This is a genomic window from Microcoleus sp. B7-D4, from assembly GCF_036705125.1.
Taxonomy (GTDB): Bacteria; Cyanobacteriota; Cyanobacteriia; order Cyanobacteriales; family Microcoleaceae; genus Microcoleus.
On record NZ_JAUBTT010000054.1, the window covers coordinates 18,713 to 32,590 of the forward strand.

The 13,878-nt window shown below is 43.1% G+C and carries 18 protein-coding genes and 1 pseudogene; 11 read left to right on the plus strand and 8 right to left on the minus strand.

Annotated features, from left to right (window positions below):
* The first annotated feature begins 218 nt into the window (after positions 1 to 218).
* Entirely contained in the window at positions 219 to 1,163 is a 945-nt protein-coding gene (locus QUB12_RS21380) for a 2OG-Fe(II) oxygenase (protein WP_333308283.1), read from the plus strand.
* Between the two features lie 508 nt (positions 1,164 to 1,671).
* Here QUB12_RS21380 and QUB12_RS21385 read toward each other — a convergent pair.
* On the minus strand, positions 1,672 to 3,153 hold the full coding sequence (locus QUB12_RS21385) for an ankyrin repeat domain-containing protein (protein ID WP_333308285.1): 1,482 nt from the start codon (positions 3,151 to 3,153) through the stop codon (positions 1,672 to 1,674).
* A 181-nt stretch (positions 3,154 to 3,334) separates the two neighbouring features.
* Here QUB12_RS21385 and QUB12_RS21390 point away from each other — a divergent pair.
* The 7 genes and pseudogenes from QUB12_RS21390 (at position 3,335) to QUB12_RS21420 (ending at position 8,957) form a co-directional block, all read left to right on the plus strand.
* Positions 3,335 to 4,604 (plus strand): annotated as a pseudogene (locus QUB12_RS21390) (RNA-guided endonuclease InsQ/TnpB family protein).
* 45 nt (positions 4,605 to 4,649) lie between these two features.
* Entirely contained in the window at positions 4,650 to 5,120 is a 471-nt protein-coding gene (locus QUB12_RS21395) for a DUF4079 domain-containing protein (RefSeq protein WP_333143153.1), read from the plus strand.
* A 152-nt stretch (positions 5,121 to 5,272) separates the two neighbouring features.
* A complete protein-coding gene (locus QUB12_RS21400) occupies positions 5,273 to 6,022 on the plus strand; it encodes a hypothetical protein (RefSeq protein WP_333143144.1) in 750 nt (249 codons plus the stop codon).
* Positions 6,012 to 6,470 (plus strand): DUF7689 domain-containing protein, encoded by a 459-nt coding sequence (locus QUB12_RS21405; protein ID WP_333143145.1) that lies wholly within the window; start codon positions 6,012 to 6,014, stop codon positions 6,468 to 6,470. The genes QUB12_RS21400 and QUB12_RS21405 overlap by 11 nt, the downstream gene beginning before the upstream one ends.
* A 125-nt stretch (positions 6,471 to 6,595) precedes the next feature.
* A complete protein-coding gene (locus QUB12_RS21410; RefSeq protein ID WP_333143146.1) occupies positions 6,596 to 7,138 on the plus strand; it encodes a type II toxin-antitoxin system antitoxin SocA domain-containing protein in 543 nt (180 codons plus the stop codon).
* A 4-nt stretch (positions 7,139 to 7,142) separates the two neighbouring features.
* On the plus strand, positions 7,143 to 7,754 hold the full coding sequence (locus tag QUB12_RS21415; protein WP_333143147.1) for a type II toxin-antitoxin system PemK/MazF family toxin: 612 nt from the start codon (positions 7,143 to 7,145) through the stop codon (positions 7,752 to 7,754).
* Between the two features lie 279 nt (positions 7,755 to 8,033).
* Positions 8,034 to 8,957, plus strand: a complete 924-nt coding sequence (locus QUB12_RS21420) for a leucine-rich repeat protein (protein WP_190737909.1) — start codon at positions 8,034 to 8,036, stop codon at positions 8,955 to 8,957.
* Between the two features lie 76 nt (positions 8,958 to 9,033).
* On the opposite strand, the gene QUB12_RS21425 is transcribed toward QUB12_RS21420, so the two are convergent.
* The gene (locus QUB12_RS21425) at positions 9,034 to 9,216 is read right to left on the minus strand and encodes a hypothetical protein (RefSeq protein ID WP_190737907.1); all 183 of its coding nucleotides are present in this window, start codon (positions 9,214 to 9,216) and stop codon (positions 9,034 to 9,036) included.
* Positions 9,217 to 9,789: 573 nt separating this feature from the next.
* Between QUB12_RS21425 and QUB12_RS21430 the strand changes: the two genes are divergently transcribed.
* The 3 genes from QUB12_RS21430 (at position 9,790) to QUB12_RS21440 (ending at position 11,391) form a co-directional block, all read left to right on the plus strand.
* The gene (locus QUB12_RS21430; protein WP_333308286.1) at positions 9,790 to 10,068 is read left to right on the plus strand and encodes a hypothetical protein; all 279 of its coding nucleotides are present in this window, start codon (positions 9,790 to 9,792) and stop codon (positions 10,066 to 10,068) included.
* 2 nt (positions 10,069 to 10,070) lie between these two features.
* Positions 10,071 to 10,595 (plus strand): HAD-IIIA family hydrolase, encoded by a 525-nt coding sequence (locus tag QUB12_RS21435; protein WP_333308288.1) that lies wholly within the window; start codon positions 10,071 to 10,073, stop codon positions 10,593 to 10,595.
* Between the two features lie 244 nt (positions 10,596 to 10,839).
* On the plus strand, positions 10,840 to 11,391 hold the full coding sequence (locus QUB12_RS21440; protein WP_333308289.1) for a tetratricopeptide repeat protein: 552 nt from the start codon (positions 10,840 to 10,842) through the stop codon (positions 11,389 to 11,391).
* A gap of 98 nt (positions 11,392 to 11,489) precedes the next feature.
* Here QUB12_RS21440 and QUB12_RS21445 read toward each other — a convergent pair whose 3' ends face one another.
* Genes QUB12_RS21445 through QUB12_RS21470 form a run of 6 tightly spaced genes read right to left on the minus strand, consistent with a single transcriptional unit; the run spans position 11,490 to position 13,815 of the window.
* Entirely contained in the window at positions 11,490 to 12,254 is a 765-nt protein-coding gene (locus tag QUB12_RS21445; RefSeq protein WP_333308291.1) for a C39 family peptidase, read from the minus strand.
* A gap of 11 nt (positions 12,255 to 12,265) precedes the next feature.
* Positions 12,266 to 12,481: a hypothetical protein gene (locus QUB12_RS21450; RefSeq protein ID WP_333308293.1), complete on the minus strand. Its 216-nt coding sequence runs from the start codon at positions 12,479 to 12,481 to the stop codon at positions 12,266 to 12,268.
* A gap of 8 nt (positions 12,482 to 12,489) precedes the next feature.
* A complete protein-coding gene (locus QUB12_RS21455) occupies positions 12,490 to 12,762 on the minus strand; it encodes a hypothetical protein (protein ID WP_333308294.1) in 273 nt (90 codons plus the stop codon).
* The gene (locus QUB12_RS21460) at positions 12,762 to 13,058 is read right to left on the minus strand and encodes a hypothetical protein (protein WP_333308296.1); all 297 of its coding nucleotides are present in this window, start codon (positions 13,056 to 13,058) and stop codon (positions 12,762 to 12,764) included. The genes QUB12_RS21455 and QUB12_RS21460 overlap by 1 nt, the downstream gene beginning before the upstream one ends.
* 5 nt (positions 13,059 to 13,063) lie before the next feature.
* Positions 13,064 to 13,438, minus strand: coding sequence for a hypothetical protein (locus QUB12_RS21465; protein ID WP_333308298.1), 375 nt, complete (start codon positions 13,436 to 13,438; stop codon positions 13,064 to 13,066).
* Positions 13,439 to 13,440: 2 nt separating this feature from the next.
* Positions 13,441 to 13,815, minus strand: a complete 375-nt coding sequence (locus tag QUB12_RS21470; protein ID WP_333308299.1) for a hypothetical protein — start codon at positions 13,813 to 13,815, stop codon at positions 13,441 to 13,443.
* Between the last annotated feature and the right edge of the window lie 63 nt (positions 13,816 to 13,878).

The window sequence follows — 13,878 nt, forward strand, 5'->3', positions numbered from 1 at the left end:
CGTAGCAATGACATTTTGCACCTCTATTATGAACAGGCTTTCCGGCCTGTTCCACAAAGAGTTAATTCTATTGTGGGGAGTAGGGGTTGGGCACGCGAGCCCGCCACAAACAGGCTTACCGGCCTGTTTCACAAAGAAAAGAGTCAATTCCAGTTCTATTGTGGGTTGGGCTTCTAGCCCGCCCTAAAAAAATTTTCCTTCTGCTATAACTAACGGCTATGACTAGCACAATTCAACCGCAAATTAAACCTGAAGACGTAAAAGTCAAAATCCTGCTCACTGGCGGACATCAGTGCACCGTCACGCTCAAATCTGATACACCATTATTCCACAGCCTGATCAAAACATTAGTCGATCGCACCCAACAAACACTGGGTTTTTCGCCATTATTTCAAATCCCCATAGACGACGGGCGTTCCACCCTTTTTTTTCCCGCCGAACACCTAGTCGGATTAGTCACAGAACCCCCAATTTACTTGCAGCAACTGCAACCGCAGCAGCCTGCAACTCCTGTAGAAATTCCCGCAGAAATTCCCGCAGAAATTCCTGCCCCTGCGCCGCCGGTAAATGACGACTTAATATCTCGCTACGCCCAAATAGATAACTTTTTGACACCTGCTGAAAAGAACAAACTCCTTAAATATGTCTTAGCAAAAGAATCACAATTTGTGACTACCAGCACCTCAACCAATGCCGAAGATTACCGCCGTTCGATGGTACTCCACTCGTTCCCCGAATTTTCCGAACTGATGGTTAATCGCATCAAAGCAATTCTCCCCGACGTGCTGCAAAAATTAAATATTCCATCATTTCCGCTGGGTGAGATAGAAGCTCAGTTAACCATGCACAATGACAACAACTTTTACAAACTTCACAACGACAGCGGCTCGGCAGATACAGCCAGCCGGTTTTTTACTTACGTTTACTATTTCTATCGAGAGCCCAAGGCTTTTTCAGGTGGTGAATTGCTGATTTATGACAGCAAAATCGAGAACAATTTTTATGTGGCGGACGAGACATTCAGAACTGTTGAACCGCGCAATAATAGCATCGTATTTTTTCTGAGTCGCTATATGCACGAAGTTTTGCGAGTTAGCTGTCCCTCAAAAGCTTTTGCTGATAGCCGCTTTACTATTAACGGCTGGGTGCGAAAAGCAAATTGAGGTTAATTCATTGTCCTGGACGCACTAATCACCTAATTTTGTCATTCTGAGTGAAGCGAAGAATCTCAAACTATTGCCACATCGTTACAGTGCATAATACCAATTTAATGTGAAGTGGCATATATTTCGATCCCCCTAAATCCCCCGCGGGAGGGGAGTAGGGGTTGACTTTGACCCAGCTCTTGTCCACCCCCTACTCCCCCTTATTAAGGCAGGGCGGTTTCATTCTTGGTAGGGGCCGTGCCCCCGTGCCGGCCCTTTTGGCCTGAAACCCCCATTCGAGGGTTGGTGGCGGGGGTAGGCACGGGGAGTAGGGGTAGCACTACCCCTACAAAAGCCTCGTTTTTGGTGAGAATGAAACAGCCCTGCTTATTAAGGGGGGTTAGGGGGGATCAGATTCTATGCAGCCTCATATAAAATTGGTATAAGTCCCCATATCTGAGATTCTTCACTTCCCAAAGCCTACCCTCAGAATGACAGAATTACCTTACTCAAAACTCTTTCATTCTTACTCCCGTGCTCCAGCACTTTTGAGCAATTTCACCACACTGGAATAACGTTTAAACTCAGCCAGCATTAAAGCTGTATAATTTCCCGGATTTTTGTGGTTTAGTTCTGCACCAGCATCAATTAAAACCTGTACAGCACCGACACAACCCCGATGTGCAGCCCACATTACAGCGGTTGCGCCCGAATCATCGAGCAAGTTGACATCCGCACCTTTTTCGATTAATAATTGGACGATCGCCACATAACCCCGATCGCACGCCTTCATTAAAGCCGTTTTCCCCAAATCCGCCGGGACATTGGGATCAGCACCGCCGTCAAGCAAAGCCTTCACAGTCTCGGTATGTCCGTGAAACGCAGCCAGCGTCAAAGCAGTCTCCCCAAAGTTTTTAGCATTCAGAAACTCATCCCGATTTGAGTTTACTTTTTGCAGCAAAGCCGATACGATCGCACTATGGCCGTGAACAGCCGCCACCAGTAAAGGCGTATCGCCCAACCGATTTCTAGCACCGACACTAGCACCTCGGTTTAAGAGCAATTCCACCACATCTTCGCAGCCTTCAACCACCGCAAAATTCAAAGCAGTTTCATCATCTTTATCCTTAGCGTTGATATCCGCGCCAGCATCGAGTAAGATATGGGCGATCGTCGCATTTCCCCCAGCAGCAGCGGCCATCAAAGCCGTACCCCCATCTCCATTTTTCACATTCGCATTAGCACCCGCACCAAGCAAAGTTTGCACCACATCAGTATTGCCGGCATCCGCAGCCAAAGTTAAAGCAGTTTCTCCGTTTTTGTCGGGAATTTCGACATCAGCACCAGCAGCCAACAGCGCCTCGACAACAGCCAAATTTCCCGCCGTCGCAGCCAGCATTAAAGCAGTTTTGCTTTCTAGATTTTTAACATTAGCATCCGCCCCACAATTGAGCAAAATTCGCACAATTTCAGCGCTTCCTTGACGGACAGCTAAAAACAGCATAGAATTGTCAGCAACAGCACCCGCATCTGCCAAAGCTTTGACAACAGCTTCGTGACCCGATAAAGCAGCTATTTTCAGAGCTGAATCTCCATCTTTATCTCGCACATTTACATCAGCATTAGCATCAAGTAAAAGCCGGATAACATTGATATCACCTTTCAGAGAAGCAGCCATCAAAGCGGTACTTCCATCATCATTTTTAGCATTAACATCAGCACCCGCAGCCAGCAACAGCCGCACAGAGTCAGCCTGTTTGTGAGCCGCCGCCAGCATCAAAGCTGTCAAGCCAAAACGCCTGCTCACATGGTTGACATTAGCGTCATTGTTTAGTAGAATACGCACGATTTCTGTATAGCCCTTTTGGGCAGCAAACATCAAAGCCGTCGTCCCCTCAGAGTCTTTGGCGTTAGCGTTAACATTCTTAGCGAGTAAAGCTTGGACGTGAATAATGTTGCCAGTCTTGGCGGCTTGAATCAATACAGCGTCTTGTTTAGTGGCAGGCATAATAGTCTCTCATACCGTATATTTTTACCGTCGCACGAGACGGCCTGACTGGTATGCTAAGTTTTATGAAGTATCATAAAACTTGATTAAGTTTGTAAGCATCAATAAACAATAGTAGTATCATATAGTCAGGAAAGTCAAACAATAAAATGTTGCGATCTTTGAAAAATACAGGTACTAAATGCAACTAGCAGAGAGGCATATCATTAAATCTACGGAATACCGTTTCGCCCAGATTGATGAATTAGCTTTTAAATCCAAGAATCTCTACAATGCTGCTAACTACGTCATTCGTCAGAGTTTTGTTTATGGATGGAGTTACATCAATTACAACGAAATGAACCGTTTGATGAAGTCTCATCAAGCATACAAGGCAATGCCCGCAAAAGTCAGTCAGCAAATCTTAATGATACTAGATAAGAATTGGAAATCCTTTTTTGAAGCGGTTAAAGCTTACAAAGTTGATTCCTCTAAATTCACTGGTAGCCCAAAAATGCCCAAGTACAAGGATAAGGTCAAAGGGCGAAACATTCTCGTATACACAATACAAGCAATTAGTAGCAAACTGTTGAAGAAAGGGATTATTAAGCTTTCGGCTACTAATCTATCAATCAAAACCAAAGTAAATCCCGATCGAATTTGTCAAGTTAGGTTGGTTCCCAAATGTGATTCTTATGTGATTGAGGTAATTTATGACAAGTCGGAGTCCACCATCAGCGATGATAAATTCGTAGCTAGTATTGATTTAGGACTGAATAACTTAGTGGCGTTAACTTCAAATCAGCCGGGTTTTATCCCGCTACTGATTAACGGGCGACTCTTGAAATCAATCAATCAGTTCTACAACAAACGTAAAGCACAGTTACAATCTCAATTAAAAGGAAGTCGCAAGAGTTCATCCCGCATTCAACGGTTAACTCGCTGTCGCCACCCAAAAATTGATAATTACTTGCATCATACCAGTCGCCTGATTGTTGACCTTTTAATCGCCAAAGAAATTGGGACGTTGGTAATTGGCAAGAATGTACAATGGAAAACTGAGATTGATTTGGGAAAGCAAACTAATCAAAACTTTGTCAGTATTCCCCACGCTCGACTAATTGAGATGTTGGAATACAAAGCTCGATTAGTTGGAATCAAGGTACTAGAGCAAGAAGAATCTTATACATCTCGGTCTAATTTTCTCGATTTATATCCAATCCCTGTCTATGGAAAGACAGATAAGGATATTGTATTTAGTGGCAGGCGGATCAAAAGAGGTTTGTACAAGACATCAGTCGGTCAATTAATTAACTCCGATGTTAACGCTTCTTACAACATTTTGAGAAAAGCAATCCCAAATGCGTTTAGCTTTCTTGATAGGGAGCTGCGTAGTTCAGCCGAGGCGGGTCAATCCGCTTAAAGTGAAAGTGAAGGGGGAGGGACTTAATGCCTCCCATGTCATGTCATAAATGACTATACTTTTACTAGCTATGTTTGCTAATCCTCAGAACACTATGAATCTCGAAATTCCTCAGTCAGTGAAAGTTTGGAGCCAATTCATCCACCCTGTTTTAATGTGGGTACTGCTGGCCATCTCATTTTATGCTTTGTATCTGGGCATTCAAATCCGACGTACCAGAAGTGCCGAAGGCGAAGTCAAAAAAGAGTTACTTAAGGGCAAATTCAACGTCAAGCACCACCAGATGGGTTCTTTGCTGTTAGCCTTGATGGTTACGGTGGCGATCGTCGGGATGGCTGTCACCTACATCAACAACGGCAAGCTATTTGTGGGCCCGCACTTGCTAGCAGGGTTGGGAATGATGGCAATAATTGCGATCGCAGCCTCGCTGACTCCTTTGATGCAAAAAGGCAGTGATTGGGCGAGAAACACTCACATCTTTCTGAATATTGTGCTCTTGGGGCTGTTTGGCTGGCAAGCGGTATCAGGGGTGGAAATCCTGCAAAGAATTATCAGCAAAATGTGATGATTTGAGTAAGATTGCTAATTTAGGACTTACGCACAGACTCTACTTGTAGGGTGCGCCTAGCGCACCTTACCCTTTGTGTTTGAAGGAATGTATAAGTAAGCCAATTAGTCTCAAGTTAACTTTCTCTTAGGAAAGACAAGAAAACTAATATGCCTTCTTTAAAAATACATCGCCAATATCAATCCGGCATCGAAAAAATTATAGCCTTGGACAACTCAGTGTTTGAGGCTATTTTGACTGCGTTGAGAAAAACAGTCCCTGCGTTGCCTATTGATGATTTAGTCAGAAACGTAGAGTCAGAGGTAGAAAACACGAACCATGATGATTTAGTCAATATACTAGAGAGTATTATTCCTATATACGCTTTAAAGAAAACTTATGCTTGGACGGTGGAAGAACTAGCAGATGAGCTTATTGCGGCTGTTGATGAATTTGAAGAACTCTCTAACTTATCAACCGAAGAAAAAGAGCGATTTTGTGAAAAGCTTAATAGCTTGTTGATGCCGAATAGCTTTTTAGAATCGGCATCAAAAGCCAAAGATGTTTTAAAAGTATATTTGTTGCCTTCAGGAATTCCTGCTGATGACTTCCCGATTAAAAGCAAGGTAGAACTAGAAGCAGAGTTTAAGAAGTTCGCCGAAGAATGGCGCGTCGAAACGGGGATGCTATCATTAGTTACACAGAAATCAATGCACCAGGCTTATCAGAGAATTATCGGCATGGGACAGCCAGTTATCCCCTTGATTTTGCGTGACCTCGAACAAAAGCCAGACCATTGGTTTTGGGCGTTGAGGGCAATTACTGGTGACAATCCGGTAAAACCCGAACAGCGCGGCCGAATGAAGCAAATGGCCCAAGCCTGGATACAATGGGGAAAAGAACACGGTTATGAGTGGTAAGCTAGAGTACCGAAAAATATTGAGATTTCCTAACTTAGAGCTTACTGAATATCAAGTAACAAGTGAAGAAACAGTAGATTATAATTGTTTTGCTTTTGCTGCTGGAGAAGAGGAATGCAGATGGGACCCGGTAGACCCTGATGGGTACTGGCCGGATGGTGTTTCAAGAGAGTTAACGCTGGAAGCTTTTATCCAAGCTTATCAAACTATTGGATATGAACCTTGCGAGAATCGTGACCTTGAAGCGGGGTTTCAAAAAATAGCAATCTACACCTATAATGGCCAGCCACAGCACGCAGCCAGACAAGAAGAGGATGGTAAGTGGAAAAGCAAGCTAGGGGATTGGGAAGATATCGAACATGAATTAGAAGGGTTAGAAAATCCTAACTATTATGGAGTTGCCCAACAAATATTAAAGCGAGCGATAATCCTTCAAAATATTTCTTAGACGGCAATTCAACTTTTGAAGAATACACTCTTGGACGCACACACTCTATTTGTTACCATTGGGTATTTTTTATCTGCTTTAATAGCCAAGCTTTCCTTTGGATGATATAATAGAATAAAGTTAAATTGAGCGAACAAATTATAAGATTAATTAGGGAGCTTTTTGAAATTAAAAGAAGGAAAGCCATGCTAGAAAACCTGATCAAATACTTTGTGTACGCAACAAAAGGCTATATTACAAAAACGCAGTTAATCAAGTTTTTGTACTTAGCTGATCTTTATGCGGTCAAATGGACAGACAAGCAGCTTACTGATTTAGATTGGCGTTATTATTACTATGGGCCTTGGAATGAAGGCATAGAGGCTGCTTTAAATCAAATGAATGGCAAAGAGATTGTTCAAGAATCTCAGGGAGACAGTATATTCATCAGACTTGGTGAGGGAGCAGGTAATGTGGATGATTTAAAGTTACCTTTAGGTCTGAAGCTCATACTTGACAACATCAGGAGAGAATGGGCAGGTTCAGGAGAGGATAAACTGAATCAGTTACTAGAATATGTCTATAGCACTGCTCCCATGCTTGAGGTTAGATATAGCCACCAACCAGAGGAACAGGTGAGACTTAATCTATACAAAGAAAGAGAAAAGTTAATGAGTGAATTGGAGTGAGCGAGTGGCTGGACAAAAACCGCGTCAAGGTTGGATTTATTTTATCAATCCCTATAGAGTATCTCTTCGTTGCAAACTCGGTCATCATCATATTTATGAGATAAATGAACCAGGGGAGATTGAGTGCAAGACAATTTCTTGCACTCAGGTGATTAATTCGAGTCGGGTTTTTCGGGGAGAGCATCCTTATATCGTTTGGACAAGTGACCAATTTCAAGATGAATCTAAATACATCCAAACTTTGACGCTGATTCCGTTGACTTCACAAGAAACCTATAAAGGTTTGCCAACTGTATATCCGATTAATTCTACAAGCACAAATGGTCTTTCTAAGAATTCCTTCGCTCTAGTGCATCAGATATGTACTGTTGATGCTAACTGTTTTAAAGATTCGCAAGGGGATTGGCTTAAGCGAGTTGCACAACTGGATAAAGCAGATAAGGAAGCTATAGAGGAACGTTTAAAGTATTTTTTAAATCTTGGGGATAATTCGGGTGAAGATTGGTTGATTAAAAATGCGTCTCCAGAACTTTTACAGAAAGTGTTTAATCTTCTACCGGATGAAACCACAAAAAGTATGGCTATAGAAAAACTGATCGACGATTTGCGATCGTAGTCAATAGACATCTACAAAAAATCAAATATCGCGTAGGAGTACGGGTAGTGTCTTTTCGTAAAGGATGAAGAATAATCGACCTTTCGAGGAGTCTTACCCAGTCTGACTTCCAAAATAGAGTATTTTACTCTGTCCTTTACGAAATACCACTACCCTAAAACTGTCCGAAATTTCGGACAGTTTTAGCTAAGTTTTACTGCGGAAAGAAGAACTTGATAGACGAGAGATAGACTAAAATCATAGTCACACTAAAATGAATTTCACTGAGAGGCAAAGAACATGACGCGAGAGAAAGCAGTGCAGAGAATCGATCAAGCATCTGAGGAGAATTCGACAAAACTGGATTTGTCGGGGCTGAAGTTGAAAAAGTTGCCACCAGAAATTGCCAAGTGCATAAAACTTGAAACTTTGCTGTTGGGCCAAGATGAAGACAGACAGGTTGGAAATAGGTTAACTGAGTTTCCTAATGCTGTCCTTGAATTAACCAACTTAAAAATACTTAACCTCGGTTCAAATCGCATTACCTCCATCCCTGAAGCGATCGGGCAACTATCAAATCTGACAGAGCTGAACTTCTATTCAAATCGCATTACCTCCATCCCTGGAGAGATAGAGCAACTGTCAAGCCTGACTAAGCTTGACCTCAGCTACAATCGCATTACCTCCATCCCTGAAGCTGTCGGGCAACTGTCAAACCTGACAGAACTCAACCTCAGAGGAAATCGCATTACCTCTATACCTGAAACGATCGGGCAACTATCAAACCTGACAGAGCTTCACCTCGACAGTAATCAGATCACCTCCATACCAGAGGCGCTTGGGCAACTATTCAATCTGAGAAAGCTTGATCTCAACGATAATCAAATTAGAACCATTCCAGAGACGCTTGGACAACTGTCGAATTTGACAGACCTTATTCTTTTTGGTAATCAGATCACCTCCATACCAGAAGCGTTTGGGCAACTGTATAATCTGCAACTCCTTTACCTTTCTGATAATCAGATTACCTCCATCCCAGAGGCGCTTGGGCAACTGTCGAATCTGACAGAGCTTAGCATTGGAAGTAATCCGATTACCTCCATTCCAGAATCGCTCGGACAACTGTTCAACCTGAGATACCTTGACATCGAAGGGGATCAGATTATTTCCATCCCACAAGCGATCAGACAGTTGCCAAATCTGAGAATACTTGAGGACAGTTAGTGGAAATTGTTGTAGTGGGAGGCACGTAAGCACAACCACGCCCCTATGATGCTGTGTTAGGTAGAAAATCCAAAATCTAAGTGTAGTCAGAAAGCGCGTGCAGCGACAAAATCCGATCGTAAGCTCGCTGCTGTTCGCGCTCATTGAGAGCCAGGTGATAGGTTTGCGTATGCGTGGCTAAGCTGTGCCCCATCTGTTTAGCAGCCAGCGAGGAATCTAGCCCGAAACGAATCGCTCGAATCGCCCAAGCGTGGCGCAAATCGTAAGCGCAAAAGTCGAAGGGCGATCGGGCAAAAACTTACAAACGCGATCGCCAAGATCAGCATGGCATTCACCCGTAACAAGTGGTCTCTTAATGTCCGCTAGCTCCCACTATTCTGCCCACTCTGGTCTTAATGGTCAGCACTTTTTGCATTGCATTAAATTTGCATTACTTTCCGCAATCAATTATGCACATTTAAGTAGGTAGGCGGGATTAAACCGAATAATGTAACAGTATGTAAATAGGCTTAAGTCAGCCAGTAGAGAGCATTTGGACACTTTACATCGTTTACATAGTTGCGTTTTAAAGCGCCGACTTACTTAAATACAATTTACAGTCTATAATAAACCCAAAAACCTTGTCACACAAGCATTTAAGACTTATTAAAAATACTAAAAATTAAGGCGGCACCCAGATTTGAACTGGGGGTGGAGGTTTTGCAGACCTCTGCCTCGCTAATTAAAAGCTTACCAGATAAGGCTTGTATAGTCACAAAAAAAATTTGCACTAGACTTGCACTACTTCATCGATGAGGCTAAGATACTATCAGGGATTGAAACAAGAGAAAATATGGATAACCAAAAAATAATCCAGCTCTACGAGGAAGGAAAATCCTGCGAAGAAATCGCAAGGTATTTCGACTGCACTAGCCAGAATATCTCCAAGAGATTAAGAAGGTTGGGCGTGCAGACGCGACATATCGCGGGCTACTACACGCCAGAGGAACTAAAACAAGTTAGGGAGAAAATATCGCAACTGCGATCACAAAACCTGACTTATCAAGAGATAGGGGAGATAGTCGGTTTGTCCGATACTTCAGTTTGGCAACATTTAAAACACTCCGAATAACAATGAACTTGCTGCTTCTTGACAAAGACGGAACACTGATTTTCCCCAAATCTGGCGCTAAATTCGTAGGCGACCCGTGGGATCAAGAGCCACTTCCCAGAATTGCCGAAACCCTGAAAAAATATGCTGCCGATGGCTGGGAGATGGCAATCATTAGCAATCAGGGCGGAGTGGCCGCAGGGCATAAGTCGCTCGAAAACTGCATCCTAGAAATGAAATTTGCCCTTCATCTTTTTCCACAAATTAAAGAAGCTTACTTTTGCCCTGACTTTGAGGGAAAAGAGTGCTGGCGAACATGGGGAGACTGCGGCAAAGATTCAAGAATTTTGTACAACCAAAATTCTTGGGAAACGACAGACTTACAGATTGACGGCAAATTTCGCAAGCCTAATGCTGGCATGCTCTTGCTGACCGCAAGCTTTTACAATTTTGACGAAATACTTTATGTGGGCGATCGACCTGAAGACGAAGGCGCGGCCTTGGCTGCAAATATCTCGTTTAAATGGGCATCTGATTTTTTCAACTGAAGAAAGTTGGACACCACAGGTGCTTGCTATCACTCATCACGATGTCAGCAAGCACTAATTCACTCACTAAATTGCAAGAAAATTTGAGTAGCAAACCTTTTCAATTTTTATTATTGTGCAAAAGCTCTTTGTTAAGCCAACAGTCGCAGCAATCGCCCTTTCAATGTGTCATGGCTGCTTAGTCATTCCAGTCCCAATCCCTTTACCTATTGCCATAGATTCAAGCAAGGAAGCCGCTGAACCTATGAACACCAAACTTGAGCCAGGCTGGGAAAAAACTTGTTACGCAGATGCCTTAACTCGATCTGAGGCTTCCAACATATCCGAAAACTCCGAGAAGCTGGAAGCTACTGCCGACAAGTTAGCAGCAACCGGGAAGCATAAAGATGCCATTCGGAAATACCACGAATCGGGAGCGGCTGCATTGAATGAGGCGATTGCCAGTGGCAGTACAGCGGAAATAGAAGATTACGTGGGAGATGTGGAAGATTTTAGAAACGAAAACCGCCAGCTTATTCAAAAATCAGCAGAGTTTGATTTTAAACTTGGTCAGAGTTACGCACAGATCGGAAAACTAGAATCTGCTATTGACTGCTTTAACAGAACATTAAAAATTGGGATACTCCCACCCAATGACGCAATCACCTATCTAAATCGTGGCGACGCTTATGAACGAACGGGAGACAAAGACAGAGCTCGATCTGATTTCCAGCAAGCTGCCAATCTTTTCAAAAAATACAAATTAAGCTCTTACCAAAAACAGGCTGAAAAACGCTTGCAAACTACAAAGAATTAAATATCCCGTCTTTCCGGGGTGTCACGGTTGTGCGTCCACTTTCTCTTGCTCGTACTGGTCTACGCTATTTTTTTGGAGTCGGAACAGGTTGTATTTATTTACCTTTTCTCGATATAGTGAACCCAAAATTGATCATCAGGCATACAGACTTGGGTGATTAAATCGTAAGAATAGTGCAAAAAAGCACCGCTAGCAGCCGTGTCGTAGCCATCGGGGAACCATTCGCCATACGGATCGTGAACCAAAAATCCGGTGGCGTCGTATCCCGCCAGAGTAACGATATGCCCGAATGACGTGAAATACCCGTGAATGACGCAAGGATTGCCCATTGCAAGATGATTTCGGCAGCGTTCAAAGCTGCCGAAAACTGTGAAATCATCTTGCAAATGGTAAAAGTCGGTGACAATCTTAGCTAAATCTTGTGGATTGTGGCGGCTCAACCCGTTGTTTTCCATGAGCCTGTAAAGATGGTCTTCAAATTGCCTACCTATTAAATCTCCTGCGTCTGGATCGAGGAACTCGATCGCCATAGCTAAGCTTGTTACATTGCACGAACCTGTGGGATTTTCTTCATTGTCAAGCTGGCTTTTGTAGGGGACTTTTAGTTTGATGGATGCAGGCCTTTCCTGGATTAGCGGGTAGCCAACCTCGTTAACCACGCAGTGTTTTTTAAAGATGTACCATATCTCTGACCAAGAATCCGCAAACCGAATTTGCCAATGCTCTCTATCGTCTTTGCAGGAATTTAAATAAAAACTTGAGTCAGCGGCAATTAAACGCTTTTCATTGCTTGGTAAAACTATACTTTGCAGCGGGCGTTTTTTGATTATAGTAGGTTGTGTAATTGTTAGTTGATATTTCATGACTAATATTGTTAATAATGTATATTTTGCTGTTGAACCCGAAGCTTAATGGCTTTTATCAATAGTAAAATTCTTACCAAATCTATTTCTGAATCTTCACGCATTCCATGAGTGGTCATAGCTACAATGTATCCATATTCTACCCCTAAATCTTCCAGTGCGACAAGTAAATCTTCGAGGGAAGCTTCAGGATTTTTCAGTAATTCAGAAGCTTGAAAATAAGCCATTCAAAAAATCACTTACTCTGATCGATGTCAATCTGATCAGCGTGACCAACTTTAGTTTGTGGCTGCTGCCTATTTTGCGGGCTAAATCCTCCCGCAGCGGAGCCAAGAAATGCGCCCGCTGCGCCTATCGTGTAAGCAAATCGATCGCCCACTAAACGGTCGCTGTTTAGGATTGCACACAATATAATTACTAAGCCGGCGCTACCAAAGAAAAACGGGGTAAGCGCTCGAATAATTTCAGCAACAGCATAAATATTTTCAGATTTAGTATTACTTAGCATTAGTTAAAATCCGTGTGCGGAGGCTTATTTTCCTCTGGAAAAGATTGTGCTCGACGCATTTCCAAGACACGTTTAATATCACGAACGTCTGTTTTCAGTAAGCCAATTTCAACCAAATTATGATTGATATTTTGCTTGACTTTCTGAGCGAAAGTGTGCCAATCATCTAACTCACCTAAAATGCGATCGATACGAGCTTCCGACCGAGAAGTCGCAACGGCAAATCCTCCTGCCGCTGCTGCACTGCCGACGCCCACTATTACAGCAATAATTTCGATTAAATCCTTTGATGTCATTGTGATTAATCTTGGATAGTCCAAACATTTAAAGAGATATACCAATTAGGTTCGACAGCCCCTTTTTTGTATTTGTACCAATTTTTTTTCGCCTCGTATCCCGATGGCTCCAATCCTGCTGCCTCTAGTTCCGGGGGGATTGGCAACCATAAAATTAAAGAGTTCACCTGCGGGTATATTTTATGGACTAACTCAACTTCTTTTTCTCTAAAAATACCTGCCGTCCATACTCTCCGAAACCAGAGGGTGCTAAACACATTCTCGATATTTCCACCGCTTAAGAATTGAAAGCGAAAAACCGTACCAGCACCCGCATCGCCGGGGAATGGCAGCCACAAATTGAAATCGGGTGTTACATCCCCCAGTGGTTGCCATGCCATATTTATGTTGCGTCAGTCGGAGGAGCAATATCTGGCTTTGCGTCTTCGGCTACTGGTTGTTCTGGCCGTTCAACTTTTCGCCAGACTGTGTAAATCATTTCTTGTCCGGTCGCTGGGTTGATAGCGGTTTTGCCGTCAGCATCTCTAAAAATCCGACCAGTAGCAACCGAGGCATAATCTCGACGATTTTCACGATCGGGGAACACAAAGCGAGGCATCATTACCACTTCTGCATTTTTAATCCTCCAGTTACTATCGAGGTACGCTGCTACATCTGCTAATTGAGCAGCCTTAAATGCTGCAAATTCAGGAGTAGTCTCTAAATCGATTGGTGGAGTTTCCGCCGTAGTTGGCGCGGGTGTTGTCGCTGCGTCCATAGAATTTTCGTGATTGTTGAACGTGATTGTTGAATTTGAAAAGGTTTGAAGAAGGTTAAACCC

Bases quoted from the DNA above. Each gene is read 5' to 3' on its own strand.
- QUB12_RS21380 (WP_333308283.1), top strand. From the start codon at position 219: ATGACTAGCACAATTCAACCGCAAATTAAACCTGAAGACGTAAAAGTC.
- QUB12_RS21385 (WP_333308285.1), bottom strand. From the start codon at position 3,153: ATGCCTGCCACTAAACAAGACGCTGTATTGATTCAAGCCGCCAAGACT.
- QUB12_RS21395 (WP_333143153.1), top strand. From the start codon at position 4,650: ATGAATCTCGAAATTCCTCAGTCAGTGAAAGTTTGGAGCCAATTCATC.
- QUB12_RS21400 (WP_333143144.1), top strand. From the start codon at position 5,273: ATGCCTTCTTTAAAAATACATCGCCAATATCAATCCGGCATCGAAAAA.
- QUB12_RS21405 (WP_333143145.1), top strand. From the start codon at position 6,012: ATGAGTGGTAAGCTAGAGTACCGAAAAATATTGAGATTTCCTAACTTA.
- QUB12_RS21420 (WP_190737909.1), top strand. From the start codon at position 8,034: ATGACGCGAGAGAAAGCAGTGCAGAGAATCGATCAAGCATCTGAGGAG.
- QUB12_RS21430 (WP_333308286.1), top strand. From the start codon at position 9,790: ATGGATAACCAAAAAATAATCCAGCTCTACGAGGAAGGAAAATCCTGC.
- QUB12_RS21435 (WP_333308288.1), top strand. From the start codon at position 10,071: ATGAACTTGCTGCTTCTTGACAAAGACGGAACACTGATTTTCCCCAAA.
- QUB12_RS21440 (WP_333308289.1), top strand. From the start codon at position 10,840: ATGAACACCAAACTTGAGCCAGGCTGGGAAAAAACTTGTTACGCAGAT.
- QUB12_RS21445 (WP_333308291.1), bottom strand. From the start codon at position 12,254: ATGAAATATCAACTAACAATTACACAACCTACTATAATCAAAAAACGC.
- QUB12_RS21450 (WP_333308293.1), bottom strand. From the start codon at position 12,481: ATGGCTTATTTTCAAGCTTCTGAATTACTGAAAAATCCTGAAGCTTCC.
- QUB12_RS21455 (WP_333308294.1), bottom strand. From the start codon at position 12,762: ATGCTAAGTAATACTAAATCTGAAAATATTTATGCTGTTGCTGAAATT.
- QUB12_RS21460 (WP_333308296.1), bottom strand. From the start codon at position 13,058: ATGACATCAAAGGATTTAATCGAAATTATTGCTGTAATAGTGGGCGTC.
- QUB12_RS21465 (WP_333308298.1), bottom strand. From the start codon at position 13,438: ATGGCATGGCAACCACTGGGGGATGTAACACCCGATTTCAATTTGTGG.
- QUB12_RS21470 (WP_333308299.1), bottom strand. From the start codon at position 13,815: ATGGACGCAGCGACAACACCCGCGCCAACTACGGCGGAAACTCCACCA.